Source organism: Yoonia sp. 67-2 (assembly GCF_035117555.1).
In the GTDB taxonomy this organism is placed as follows: Bacteria; Pseudomonadota; Alphaproteobacteria; order Rhodobacterales; family Rhodobacteraceae; genus Yoonia.
On sequence record NZ_JAYKPK010000009.1, the window covers coordinates 53,134 to 65,977 of the forward strand.

At 57.8% G+C, this 12,844-nt stretch carries 13 protein-coding genes; 3 read left to right on the forward strand and 10 right to left on the reverse strand.

Annotation, left to right across the window (positions count from 1 at the left end; genetic code table 11):
- Positions 1 to 134 precede the first annotated feature (134 nt).
- A complete protein-coding gene (locus tag VOY09_RS14285; RefSeq protein ID WP_322894708.1) occupies positions 135 to 1,271 on the forward strand; it encodes an MraY family glycosyltransferase in 1,137 nt (378 codons plus the stop codon).
- Positions 1,272 to 1,329: 58 nt separating this feature from the next.
- On the opposite strand, the gene VOY09_RS14290 is transcribed toward VOY09_RS14285, so the two are convergent.
- Positions 1,330 to 1,623, reverse strand: coding sequence for a TRAP transporter large permease subunit (locus VOY09_RS14290; RefSeq protein WP_322894707.1), 294 nt, complete (start codon positions 1,621 to 1,623; stop codon positions 1,330 to 1,332).
- 100 nt (positions 1,624 to 1,723) lie between these two features.
- Here VOY09_RS14290 and VOY09_RS14295 point away from each other — a divergent pair, with 100 nt between their 5' ends.
- Complete coding sequence (locus tag VOY09_RS14295; protein WP_323811290.1) at positions 1,724 to 2,011, forward strand: transcription termination/antitermination NusG family protein; 288 nt, start codon at positions 1,724 to 1,726, stop codon at positions 2,009 to 2,011.
- Positions 1,918 to 2,205, forward strand: a complete 288-nt coding sequence (gene nusG, locus VOY09_RS14300) for a hypothetical protein (RefSeq protein ID WP_322894720.1) — start codon at positions 1,918 to 1,920, stop codon at positions 2,203 to 2,205. Before VOY09_RS14295 ends, nusG begins: the two co-directional genes overlap by 94 nt.
- Here the strand turns inward: nusG and ugpC are convergent, their stop codons facing one another.
- The 9 genes from ugpC to urtA all read right to left on the reverse strand — a co-directional run bounded on the left by ugpC (position 2,206) and on the right by urtA (position 12,483).
- Positions 2,206 to 3,258: a sn-glycerol-3-phosphate ABC transporter ATP-binding protein UgpC gene (gene ugpC / locus VOY09_RS14305; RefSeq protein WP_322894705.1), complete on the reverse strand. Its 1,053-nt coding sequence runs from the start codon at positions 3,256 to 3,258 to the stop codon at positions 2,206 to 2,208.
- Between the two features lie 3 nt (positions 3,259 to 3,261).
- Entirely contained in the window at positions 3,262 to 4,110 is an 849-nt protein-coding gene (ugpE, locus tag VOY09_RS14310) for a sn-glycerol-3-phosphate ABC transporter permease UgpE (protein WP_322894704.1), read from the reverse strand.
- Positions 4,111 to 4,122: 12 nt separating this feature from the next.
- Complete coding sequence (gene ugpA / locus VOY09_RS14315) at positions 4,123 to 5,013, reverse strand: sn-glycerol-3-phosphate ABC transporter permease UgpA (RefSeq protein ID WP_322894703.1); 891 nt, start codon at positions 5,011 to 5,013, stop codon at positions 4,123 to 4,125.
- A gap of 78 nt (positions 5,014 to 5,091) precedes the next feature.
- A complete protein-coding gene (gene ugpB, locus VOY09_RS14320) occupies positions 5,092 to 6,411 on the reverse strand; it encodes a sn-glycerol-3-phosphate ABC transporter substrate-binding protein UgpB (RefSeq protein ID WP_322894702.1) in 1,320 nt (439 codons plus the stop codon).
- 133 nt (positions 6,412 to 6,544) lie between these two features.
- Positions 6,545 to 7,240: an urea ABC transporter ATP-binding subunit UrtE gene (gene urtE / locus VOY09_RS14325; protein ID WP_322894701.1), complete on the reverse strand. Its 696-nt coding sequence runs from the start codon at positions 7,238 to 7,240 to the stop codon at positions 6,545 to 6,547.
- A 3-nt stretch (positions 7,241 to 7,243) separates the two neighbouring features.
- A complete protein-coding gene (gene urtD / locus VOY09_RS14330) occupies positions 7,244 to 7,981 on the reverse strand; it encodes an urea ABC transporter ATP-binding protein UrtD (RefSeq protein ID WP_322894700.1) in 738 nt (245 codons plus the stop codon).
- Entirely contained in the window at positions 7,978 to 9,177 is a 1,200-nt protein-coding gene (urtC, locus tag VOY09_RS14335; protein WP_322894699.1) for an urea ABC transporter permease subunit UrtC, read from the reverse strand. Before urtC ends, urtD begins: the two co-directional genes overlap by 4 nt.
- A gap of 4 nt (positions 9,178 to 9,181) precedes the next feature.
- The gene (urtB, locus tag VOY09_RS14340) at positions 9,182 to 11,140 is read right to left on the reverse strand and encodes an urea ABC transporter permease subunit UrtB (RefSeq protein ID WP_322894698.1); all 1,959 of its coding nucleotides are present in this window, start codon (positions 11,138 to 11,140) and stop codon (positions 9,182 to 9,184) included.
- Between the two features lie 62 nt (positions 11,141 to 11,202).
- A complete protein-coding gene (urtA, locus tag VOY09_RS14345; RefSeq protein WP_322894697.1) occupies positions 11,203 to 12,483 on the reverse strand; it encodes an urea ABC transporter substrate-binding protein in 1,281 nt (426 codons plus the stop codon).
- Between the last annotated feature and the right edge of the window lie 361 nt (positions 12,484 to 12,844).

Sequence of the window (12,844 nt, forward strand, 5' to 3'; positions counted from 1 at the left end):
TGAGTTGTCGCAAACTGGTCGCATTTCACCTATAAGCAGATTAAAATTGTGAACTGCAAAAAACTGCTAGAGCGGCGGAAGACTCGGCTGAGTGGACGGACAGGGCCGTTGCTCATTTATTTGAAAGACACAAAATGGCGTTGATAGCATCAAGTGCCCAGTATTTTGACTGGCAACATCTTATTTTGACGTCTGTGGCAGGGGCACTTTGTTTCCTCTTGGTGTCGTTAGCGCCCTCCATTCCGCGACTTACAGGGTCTCCCAGCGCTTTAAAAGCGCTGCAAGCCTCGCACAAGCTCCCGACGCCGCGTGTCGGTGGCGTCGCAGTCTTTGGCGCGCTGGTGTTCAGCACATTTTTCGCACCTGCTGATCTTTCGTTGAATTATGCCCTGTTTCTGGCTGCCGCTGCGCTGCTTTTCTTTGTCGGGCTTGTAGAAGACTTGGGTTTTGGCGTGTCTCCGGCAAAACGTCTACTTGCCGCACTTCTGACGAGCCTTTTGGTGATTTTTCTGTTTGGAGGTTGGATACCTCGCTTCGGAGTTGCGCCTCTGGATTGGGTCATGACCTACGGCATCGTTGGCATTCCGATCACGCTTCTCGTGACCGCTGGGGTCGCCAACGCCTTCAATCTTATCGATGGTGTAAATGGCCTTGCGGCCGTCACGGCGACTGTTGCTGCCATTGCAATGGCAGCAATTTCGAGGCAGGCAGGCTACGAAAGTATGGTAGTTCTGACGACCTTGCTGGTCGCCTGCATCCTAGGCTTCCTGATATTCAACTTTCCGTTTGGAAAGATATTTCTCGGCGACGCCGGTGCCTATACGCTTGGTTTCGTACTGTCGTGGTTTGCAATTGCAATCATGATCAACGTGCCACAGGCGACCCCATGGGCTTTGCTCCTCACTCTTTTCTGGCCCATTGCGGATATGTGCCTGGCGATTTATCGGCGCCAGTCTAAGAAGTCGGATAAGATGGCACCTGATCGTCTGCATGTGCATCAGCTTGTGATGCGCGCTCTCGAAATCCACGTTTTAGGTCGTGGCATGCGGCAAGTTGCAAACCCATTAAGCACGGTCGTGTTGACACCATTCGTGGCCGCCCCGGCTGTTGCAGGGGTTGTTCTGTGGGATCATCCTCGTGCAGCTATCCTTGCCGTGATTGGTTTCAGTGTTCTCTTTTTCTTGTCTTACGTATCGGCATTCCCACTCTTAAAGGCATTCCAACGAAAATCCGCCTGCAAACAGCAAAGCGCCATGGCACCTGCGGAATAACGTTGGATACGCCCAGCTTTGCGCTCTTATCAGCGGGCCGCCCTTTGCCTGCCGAGCACTAATCGGTCGCCAGCACAGCTAAAGCTACTAAGTACATGGGCTGCAAGGCGAGTGTCGTCTGGCTAGTACTGCAGTGTGCAATGGCCGCCGAGATGAAAAACATTGTCCCCACCCGCGAGGTATAAAGCCTGATTGAGAGGTTGATGACCATCATCAGGCCCAATTGCACACTGTGGATGCCATTCGCATTGCCGATGGATACAACCCATGGCCTCAGCAACAGGATCGCCGCTGACCAATCATGGAACATACGGACCAGCATCATCACCACACGACAAACAGGCGGGTTCATGTATCATTATACTGAAGGTTGCGCTGAGCCTTAATTTCGTTCAAAATTGAGCGAGTATTGCAAGCAGTCAAAAAGAGCCGACATGACCTCTCAGAACGACATGGAAAATTGGTTTCTGGCGCAGTGCAAGCCCAACAGCCATGCGGTTGCCGAACGCAATCTCACACGCCAAGGGTTTACGACATTCCTACCAATCCGCGAGGAAACGATGCGGGTCCGCAACAGGTTCGTCACAAAATTGCGGCCATTATTTCCCGGCTATCTTTTCGTCGCGCTTGATGTCGGCGCTGGCAAGTGGCGAGCGGTGAATTCACCAATGGCATCTCCCGGCTGGTCAGCTTGGGAAAAGCGCCGACGCAAGTGCCTCGTGGTCTGGTCGCCGCGTTAATGCAGCGCGATGATCCTGATAGCGCAGAGCGCCACCTGCCGGGTGATCACGTAACACTCTCCCATGGACCATTCGCCGATGTTGTTGCCACTATCGACAGCATAGCACCAGACCGGCGGGTCTGGCTGTTGATGGATGTGATGGGCGCACAGACCCGCGTTTCTGTGGATGCCAGGCATCTGCGCGCCATCTGATCACGCCACCCGCAACCCCGTCTTTGCATCAAACGGGTGCAGCGACGCTAAGGGCACATACATGCTAACCTGCGCGCCTTCCAGCACCGTAGGCAGCCCTTGCACCCGCACCGTAATGGGCTGGGTATTGCCCGCCAGCGTGACGTAGATATGACTTTCAGCCCCTGCCGGTTCCAGCAGAACCACATTCCCGGTCAGCGTCAGATGCGGCGCATCGGGTTTGACCAGCAACAGATCATCCGGGCGGACACCAATCAGATCAGTGCCATGCGGCAGGTTCTCCAGCCCCGCCGCCGCACCCGTTTCGCGCAGATAGCTGGCGTCGATCATATTCATCGCTGGCGATCCGATGAACCCTGCGACAAAGACCGTCGCGGGTTTGCTGAACACTTCCATCGGGGTGCCGACCTGTTCGATCTTGCCACCGTTCAGGACGACCAGCCGGTCAGCCATGGTCAGCGCCTCTAGCTGATCATGGGTGACATAAAGCGATGTCGTCTTCAGCCGTTTCTGCAATTGCCGGATCTCGACCCGCATCTGGACCCGCAGTTTCGCATCAAGGTTCGACAACGGTTCATCGAACAAAAACGCCGCCGGTTCCCGCACCAAGGCACGGCCCATCGCGACCCGCTGGCGCTGCCCACCCGACAGGTTGCGCGGTTTGCGGTCCAGAAATTGCGCAATCTCCAGCATTTCGGCGGCTTCGCGGACGCGGCGGTCAATCTCGTCTTTGGGGAATTTGCGGTTGCGCAGCCCGTAAGCCAGATTGTTAAACACCGTCATATGCGGATAAAGCGCGTAATTCTGGAACACCATCGCGATATCACGCTCTGCCGGTTCCAGATTGTTCACTTCCCTGTCGCCGATTTTCAGCGTGCCGCCGGAAATCGTTTCCAACCCCGCCACCATGCGCAGCAAGGTGGATTTGCCGCAGCCAGACGGCCCGACCAGGACGATCATCTCGCCATCGGCGATATCAAGGCTGATGCCTGTGACCGCTTTGACGCCGCCTGCATAGATCTTGTGCAGGTCATCCATCACAATCGTCGCCATTTTCTACTTCTCCGTCTCTGTCAGGCCTTTAACGAAAAGCCTTTGCATGAATAAAATCACAAGGATCGGCGGCAGCGCCGCCAACACCACGGTGGCCATCACCAGATGCCATAAAGGCTCTGCATCGCCGCCGGTCACCATCCGCTGGATACCCATGACGATGGTGTAATATTTCGGGTCCGTGGTGATCAGCAGCGGCCACAGATATTGGTTCCAGCCATAGATGAACATGATCACGAACAGGGCCGCGATGTTGGTGACCGACAAGGGCAGCAGGATATCCTTAAAGAATTTCATCGGGCCTGCGCCATCGACGCGGGCCGCTTCCATCAATTCTTCTGGCACGGTCATGAAGAATTGCCGGAACAGGAAGGTCGCTGTGGCCGAGGCGATCAGCGGGATCGACAGGCCTGCGAAACTGTTCAGCATCCCCAGATCGGCCACGACCTGAAAGGTCGGCACGATCCGCACTTCGACCGGTAGCATCAGGGTCAGGAAGATGACCCAGAAAAAGAACATCCGGAACGGAAAGCGGAAATAGACGATGGCAAAGGCCGACAGGACCGAGATCGACAATTTGCCGATGGTGATCGCCATCGCCATCACGAAACTATTCCACAGCATCCCGCCAATCGGCGGCGTGCCGGCATTGGACCTTCCTTCGAAAATCACCGTGCGGTAGTTTTCCAGCGCATTCGGCCCCGGCAACAGCGGCATCACCCCGCGCACGAATGTTCCCGGCGGATGGGTCGAGGCGATGACGGCCACATAGACCGGGAAAATCACCAAGGCGACGCCAAGGATCAACACAATATGGGCAAACAGATTGCCCCAACGGTCATTTTCAACCATATCTCTGATCCTTTAATAATTCACGCGCCGCTCAATATAGCGGAACTGGATGACGGTCAGGACGATCACGATCCCCATCAGGATCACCGATTGCGCCGCCGATGACCCCATATTCAGGTTGACGAAACCATCGCGGAACACCTTATAGACAAGGATATTCGTGGCCTGCGCCGGGCCGCCCTCGGTAGTGGCGTGGATGACGCCGAATGTGTCAAACATCGCATAAACAATATTGACCACCAGCAGGAAAAACGTGACCGGCGACAGCAATGGGAACACGATTGTCCAGAACCTTTTGAACCGGCTTGCGCCATCAATGGCCGCCGCCTCGATCAGCGATTGCGGGATCGATTGCAGACCGGCCAGAAAGAACAGGAAATTATAGGAAATCTGTTTCCATGCCGCCGCCACAATCACAAGGATCATCGCGTCATTGCTGCTCGACCGGTGGTTCCAATCATAGCCGACACCTTCCAATATATAGGGCAGAATGCCGATACTGGGGTTGAAGATGAACCACCACAGCACACCCGCAATCGCGGGCGCGATAGCATAGGGCCAGACCAGAAAGGTCGTGTAAGTGTCCTTGGAGCGGATCATCCGATTGACCATCACCGCAAACAGCAGCGCCAGACCCATCGACAGCACCGTGGTCCCGACCGAGAAATAGAGCGTCACCTTCAGCGAGCTGAGATAGATCGTATCGTCGAACAATTGCGCGAAATTGTTGAACCAGACAAAGGTCGGCGGGCGCACACCAAAGGCATCACCCTGACGGTAGAAGGATTGCAGCAAGGCCTGACCAGCAGGCCAGACGAAAAAGATCAGCGTGATGATGATCTGCGGGGCCAGCAGCGCATAGGGCAGCCAGCTGTTGTTAAAGGTCGAACGTTTGGTCTGCATTGTGCCTGTCCAGCCAAGTGTAAAAACGACAAAACCCACCCCCGCAATCACGGAGGTGGGTCAGGCTAAAGTGGTCGCTTAGTTCATCGAGGCTTCGAATTCGCGCAGCAGCGCATTGCCACGGCTGACGGCGGAATCGGTGGCTTCCTGACCTGTCTTGGCACCGGACATGACCGATTCCATCTCTTCAGAAACGATGTCGCGGATCTGCACGTAATTGCCGAAACGGATGCCGCTGGAATTCGGGGTCGGCGCGTTCAGCGTCATCTGGCTGATCGCGATTTCCGAACCGGGATTTTCATCGTAGTAACCCTGCTCAGCGGTCAGGTCGTAGGCGGCCTGCGTGATCGGCAGATAGCCGGTGTCCTGATGCCATTTCGCCTGCACTTCTGGCTGCGACAGATATTCAAAGAATTGGGCGACGCCCTGATATTCTGCCTCGTCATGGCCGGTCAGCACCCAAAGGGTCGCGCCGCCGATGATGGTGTTCTGTGGTGCGCCTTCGACAGTGTCGTAATAAGGCTGCATGCCGAAACCGACCTCGAATTCGGAATTGTTCAGCACGCCCACACGGCTGGCGGAAGAGCCGAAGAACATCGCGCATTCACCCGCATAGAACAAAGGTGCGGCATCGGGGCCGGGTCCAGGGCCACCCCAACGGAATGCACCGGCATCTTGCCAGGCTTTCAGATTGTCCCAATGGGTCGATACCAGTTCGGTGTTGAACACGAATTCCGCATCAAACCCTTCAAAGCCGTTCGACTGGGTCGACATCGGCACATTGTGCCATGCGGTGAAGTTTTCCAGCATCAGCCAAGCAGGCCAGGATGTGGTGAAACCACAAGGGGCAGCACCGGATTCGATGATCTGCAAGGAAGCTGCTTCCATCTCGGCCCATGTGGCGGGCGGTGTGTCTGCGTCCAGACCAGCGGCCTCAAAGATGTCGCGGTTGTAATACATGATCGGTGTGGAAGAGTTGAACGGGAAGGACAGCATATTGCCTTCGGGATCGGTGTAGTAGCTGACGATCGTGTCCAGATAGGCGCTTGGGTCGAAGGGCACGTCATTGTCGGCCATCAATTCATAGATCGGATAGATCGCGCCTTCAGCACCCATCATGGTGCCGGTGCCGACTTCGAAAACCTGCAGGATATGTGGCTGCTCATTCGCGCGGAAGGCAGCAATCGCACCGGTCATCGCTTCGGCATAGGTGCCGCGAAAGCTCGGGACGATTTCGAATTCATCCTGACCGGCGTTGAAATCAGCAGCAATCGCGCCGAGCAATTCGCCCAGCTCGCCACCCATGGCATGCCACCAATCGATCTGTGTCTGTGCCTGCGCCATTGGCGCGACCATGCTCAGCGTCAGCGCTGTGGCTGTCAGATAGGTGCGTTTCATACAAGAAAACCCTTTTTGTTTGAATTTCAGACCGATACGCGGCGCGAACAGCCTGCTCACAGTCCTGTGAGACGCCGGATAACGGCCGATTGTAACAGGATGGTGAAACAATCGCGGGTTTTCAGAGATATCGTCAGATCGAAACGCGGCGCAGAATCTCGTCGCGGCTGACGGCAGCGGCGGGTTCAGCCAGCACCACCTCGCCCCGGTTCAGCACGCAGAACTGATCGGCGAGGCTGTAGGCAAAATCGAAATATTGTTCGACGAGCACGATGGCGATTTCGCCTTCATCGCGCAGCAATTCGATCACTTTGCCGATCTGTTTGATGATATTAGGCTGGATGCCTTCGGTCGGCTCATCCAGCAGCAAAACCTTGGGCCGCGCGATCAAGGCCCGCGCGATCGCCAGTTGCTGTTGCTGCCCACCCGACAGATCGCCGCCGCGCCGGTCTTTCATTTGTTGCAAAACTGGAAACAATTCATAAATCCGACCGGGGATTTGATGCTCCGCCCGTGGCAAGCAGGCGAAACCGGTTTGCAGGTTTTCGGTCACCGTCAGCAACGGAAACACCTCGCGCCCTTGCGGGACATAGGCGATGCCTGCCTGCGCCGCCTGCGCCGCTTTCGGATGATCCAGCACCTGCCCGTCCAATGTGATCGTCCCACCCGAATAGGGATGCCGCCCCGCGATGGCGCGCAACAGGCTGGTTTTCCCCACGCCATTGGTGCCCATCACCGCCGTCACGGCCCCCGCCTGCGCGTTCAGCGACACGCCCCACAGAATCTGCGAGGCTCCGTAATGCAGGGTCAGATTGTCCACGTTCAACATGCTTCAGCGCCCCAGATAAACATCGATGACCTGCTGGTTCTTGGTGACGTGATCCAGCGATCCTTCGGCCAGCACTGATCCTTCGTGCAGCACCGTGACCCGGCAATCCAGACGGCGGATGAATTCCATGTCATGTTCAATCACCACCACCGCACGTGTCTTTGCCGCACGTTTCAGCAGATCGGTCGTATGTTCCCGCTCTGCCGGGGTCATCCCCGCTGCCGGTTCATCGACCAGCAGCAGCCGCGGGTCCTGCGCCAGCAACATCCCGATTTCGAGCCATTGTTTCTGGCCATGGCTCAGATCGCCCGCCCGGTGTTCCAGCCGTTCGGTCAGCCCGACCTCATCCGCCAATTCCACGATACGCGCATTGTCGGCAGCGGTGGCTTTCCACGCCAGCACCGCAAACGGCCCGCGCTTGTTTTTCAGCGCCATCGCCAGATTGGCGCGCACGGTCTGATCCTCGAACACGGTGGGTTTCTGGAACTTGCGCCCGATGCCCGCCTTGGCGATCTGGCTTTCGGACATGCGGACCAGATCGACCGATAATTCACCCCATAACACCTTGCCTTCATCCGGCCTTGTCTTGCCGGTGACGATATCCATGAACGTTGTTTTGCCCGCGCCATTCGGCCCGATCACGGCGCGCAATTCCGGCTCGCCAATCGCAATCGACAGGTTATTGATCGCGCGGAACCCGTCAAAGGTAACGGATACGCCGGATACTTCCAACAATGTCATGGTTGCTTCCTCACCAGATAATCAAACAGCCCGCCGATGCCTTTGGGAAAAAACAGCGTGACGGCGACAAACCCGAGGCCAAGCAGCACCAGCCACCAATCGGTCCAGACGATACGGAACAGGCCCAGATCGACATTCGGCGCGCCGCCGCCGGTCAGCCAGCTGGACAGCAGCGACACAAACGCCGCGCCGATCACCGCGCCATAAAGCCGCCCCCTGCCCCCGATCGCGACCCAGACCGCCAGATAGATCGAGGCAATCGGCGCAATCTCTGCCGGGTTTATGATCCCCGCCTGCGGGTAATAAAGCGCGCCTGCGATCCCCGCGACAACAGCAGTCAAGGTGAAGACGAAGAGCTTATAGCCTTCGACGTTATAGCCCAGAAACCGCACCCGCGCCTCGTTGTCGCGGATCGCGCGGATGACGGAGCCGAACTTGCCCGACACGACCCAGGCAAACAACAGATAGCCAAGGCCCAGCGCCAGCGCCGAGGCCCAGAAGAACCAGACCGAGATCACCGCCTGCGGCACATCCAGCGCACCGGGGATATTCTGCAAACCCGACAGACCGTTATTGCCGCGCAAACCGGTGTCGTTCTGGAACAGATAGAGCGACAGTGCGAGCGTCATCGCCTGAGTCAGGATCGACAGATAGACGCCCGTCACACGGCTGCGGAACGCCAGCCAGCCGAACACCAGCGCCAGCAGCCCCGGCACCAGCACGACCAGCGCCAGTTGTGCGGGCAGCGATCCGGCGAAGGTCCAGATCAGCGGCAGGTCAGAACTGCCCACTACCCCGAAGATCTGGCTGGCGACACCTTCGGACACCTCTTGTTCCGTGGGCGGAATCGCACCGCGCCCCAATGAATCGCGGATCACGATTTCGGTCCGCGCGTACATCAGCCACATGCCGATGGCGTAACCGCCAAGGCCGAAAAACGCGAAATGCCCAAGGCTCAGGATACCGCAATAACCCCAGACCACATCCATCGCGATGGCGATCAGACACAGGCACAAAGTCATGCCCAGCACTTTGATCATGCTGGTGGACATCAGCCCGCTTCCCAAGCCTTCGGACAGCAATGTCACGATCAGGGTGAACAGGCCCAGAAGGCCGATGAACCACAGAACGGATGGGTTATCGCGCAGAAAGCTGCGGCGCGGCGTGGTGGTGTGTTGCGTGGTCATGGTGGTCATGGCGTCAATCCCCCGCCGCGCGGCCTTTGAGGGCGACAATGCCCTTGGGCCGGAATTGAATGAACAGGATGATGAACAGCACCATGAAGGTCTGCGCCGCCAGCGTATTGGCCGGGTTGAACCATTCGATCCCCTTTTGCAGCGCCCCGATCAGCGCGGCACCGGCCAAAGTGCCAAACACCGACCCGACACCGCCGACGACAACGGTCATGAAGCTTTGCACGATGTAATTGGCCCCCATCTCTGACGTGACCTGTGCGACCAGCCCGATGGCGACACCCGCCACACCGGCGATGCCCGACCCCAGACCAAAGGTCAGCATATTGATCCGGTCGGGGTTGATCCCCATGCTGGCCGCCATGCCGGGGTTCTGGGTGACGGCGCGCACCTCTAGCCCCAACCTTGTGCGGTTGAGGATGTAGAGCAAGAGCAGCAGAAACATCCCTGCCATCACGAAAATCCCGACACGCACGGCGGCGACGGACACCAGATCATTGACCTGAATAGCCCCCGCCAGCCAATCGGGTGCGGTCAGCGGGCGGGCCTGTGTGCCAAAGATATTCTTGGCCAGTTGCTGCAAGGCGATCGAGATGCCGAAAGTGGCCAGCAGGGTTTCCAATGGTCGTGTGTAAAGATGCCGGATCACCAGCCGTTCCATCACCACACCCGCCAGAAAGGTCACGGCAAAGGCCAAAGGCAGGGCGACGGCAAGCGATGCGGTATAATTGGGGATGATCGTCTGGACGACATAGCCGGTATAGGCGCCCATCATGATGAATTCACCATGCGCCATATTGATGACGCGCATCACGCCAAAGGTGATCGCAAGGCCAATCGCGGCAAGGAAAAAGATCGAGGCCAGCGACAGGGCATCAAAGCTCAGGCTCAGAAACTGGAACAAGGCGACCTTGGTTGTCGTGCTGCTCTGCGCGGCACGCACTGCATCGGTCACCGTGGCATCAGGTTCCAGATATGTATCGAAGAAGACATATTGCGATACGGCATCGGCCATATCAGCTTCTGTCACCAAGGGCGGGACGGTGCCTGCATCTTCCAGCGCCTGATAGGCCCGGATGCGGCTAGCATCATTGTCCAGATCATGGATTGGCACGCCGCCGACCGCGCCATCGACGATATTGCCGCGCAAAGCGTCACGGATCGCATTGCGCCCCGGTGCGGGTGGCGCAAGGTTTGCCGCGACCAGCACGTCATAGGCGGCGGTCAGGGCCATATCCTCGCCCAGTGTCTTGATCCGGGCGATGTTCACATCGTCAGGCAAGCTGTCGGCAAATTCGGCGCGGGTCTGCAAAAGCTGGTTCAGCACAGAACGCGCCGGCGTGCTGACATCGCCGCGCAGGGCATCGATGGCCGCAACTCGCGTGGCACTGTCCTGATCATAGCGCGCGACCAGCAAAGCAATCAGCCGGTCCATGCGGGCGGCAATCGCGGGCACCTCTTCCTCTGCACGCGCTGCGCGGATCGCAGGCAATTGATCCGGGTCCGGGCTGCGCGCGGCGGAATCCAACGCGGCAATCCGGCGGTCGGCCTCAGGATGGGTCAGTTCAAACGCGACCAAAGCCGCGCCGATTTCACGCTGCACCCCGGCATTCGGGCGGATCTGCGTGACATCGCGGGTGCTGACGGTGGCGACCTCGGCCCCGGTGTCGATATCGATCAGCGTGACATTGCCATCCGCCTCTTGCGTAAAGAAAAACGCGCCGTCAGAGGGCCGCTGCACGACATTGCGGTCAGACCATGCCAGCAGAAAGGGCACGGTATTGGGCGCATCCGCAGCAATCAGCGCGGCCAGCACATCGTTCACAGTGGATCGCGACGGGTTTGTAACATCATTCTGCAAAGTTTGCAGAACACTTTGCAAAGTCGTGTCGGGCTGATCCTGCGCCATCAGAGGGCCAAAAACCAGCGGCCAGATCAGGGCAAAGGCGCAGAGGCAACGCAACATCAGGCAGGCTTTCTGAGGGGAACAATGCGGGATGCGGGACCAAAGCCCCGCATCCCATGCGATCAATAGTTCGAGGTCAACTGGACACAGGTCTCGGTCGCGGTGTCATACATCCCGCATTCCAATTCCTGCCAATCGCTGGTCCAGTTGGCGCTTTCGCTCAGGAAGGGAGACCAAGCTTCGCCCGCAACTTCCGGTGTCTGGCTGATGATATCGAACTGGCCATCGGCGCGGATTTCACCGATCAGCACGGGCTTCGACAGGTGGTGATTGGCATTCATCACGGCCATACCGCCGGTCAGATTGGGGAATTCCTGGCCCCACATGGCTTCACGCACGGCGTCCACATCGGTGGTCCCTGCCGCCTCGACCGCATTCACCCACATATTGAAGCCAATGTAATGTGCTTCCATCGGGTCATTGGTCACGCGGTCGGTATCGCCGATGAATTCATGCCAGGCGGTGATAAACGCTTCGTTTTCGGGTGTATCGGCGGACATGAAGTAATTCCAGGCCGCGAGATGGCCGACCAGACGCGATGTGTCCAGACCCGACAATTCTTCTTCCCCAACCGAGAAAGCGACGACAGGAATATCAGCGGCGCTGACACCTTGGGCCGCGAGTTCGGTGTAGAACCCGACGTTCGCGTCACCATTGATGGTGGAGATCACGCCGACCTGTTTGCCACCGGCACCCAGATTGACCACGTCAGAGACGATTGTCGACCAATCGGCATGGCCGAAGGGGGTGTAGTTGACGAAGATATCTTCGGCGGCAATGCCTTTGGACAGCAGGTAGGATTCCAGAATGGCATTGGTCGTGCGCGGATAGACGTAATCGGTGCCCAGCAGGGCAAAGCTTTCAACACCCAATTCGTCGATGAAATAATCCACTGCGGGGATCGCCTGCTGGTTCGGGGCTGCGCCGGTGTAGAACACGTTGCGCGAGCTTTCCTGGCCTTCATATTGCACCGGATAGAAGAACAGACCGTTCAGTTCCTCCAGCACCGGCAGCAGCGCTTTGCGGCTGACCGATGTCCATGCGCCGAAGATGACATCAACCTCATCAACGGTCAGCAATTGCCGGGTCAGTTCGGCGAACAATGGCCAGTCGGATGCCGGGTCCACGACCACAGCTTCCAACTCGCAGCCCAGCACTCCACCTTTGGCATTCTGTTCGGCGACCAGCATCTGCATCACATCGCGCAGGGTGGTTTCCGAAATCGCCATGCTGCCGGACAGGGAATGCAGCACGCCGACCTTGATCGGGCATGCGGCCTGTGCGTTTGCAGTGCTCGTCAGCGCGGCAAAAGCGGCTGCCGACAGTAAAGTCTTTTTCAACATGAAAAATATGCTCCTGAGGTTACGCTGCGGGCCGCAGGATGGGTCGGGTTGAAAATATGCAGGGTCAAACCATGTCCTCGATCAGCAGCAGAAATGTTGCGCATGTCCGGCATCGGGTCTGGGAGGATCGTCCTGCCGGACATGCTTGGGTCGCTTTCGTGCCCAGATCATTGGCCGGAGCGTAGACCATCGCAATTCCCGCAGCAGGACACGGGATCGTTATCTGCCGTGAAATGAGGCAGTGCTTAAATATTAAGCACCGCAGACTACATATGCCCGCGTTTTACGCCGCAGCGCAGCGCAACACGCGGGAGAATCTTCCCCGCGGGGAAGGTATCATAAAAAAGCCACCCTTCCCCGC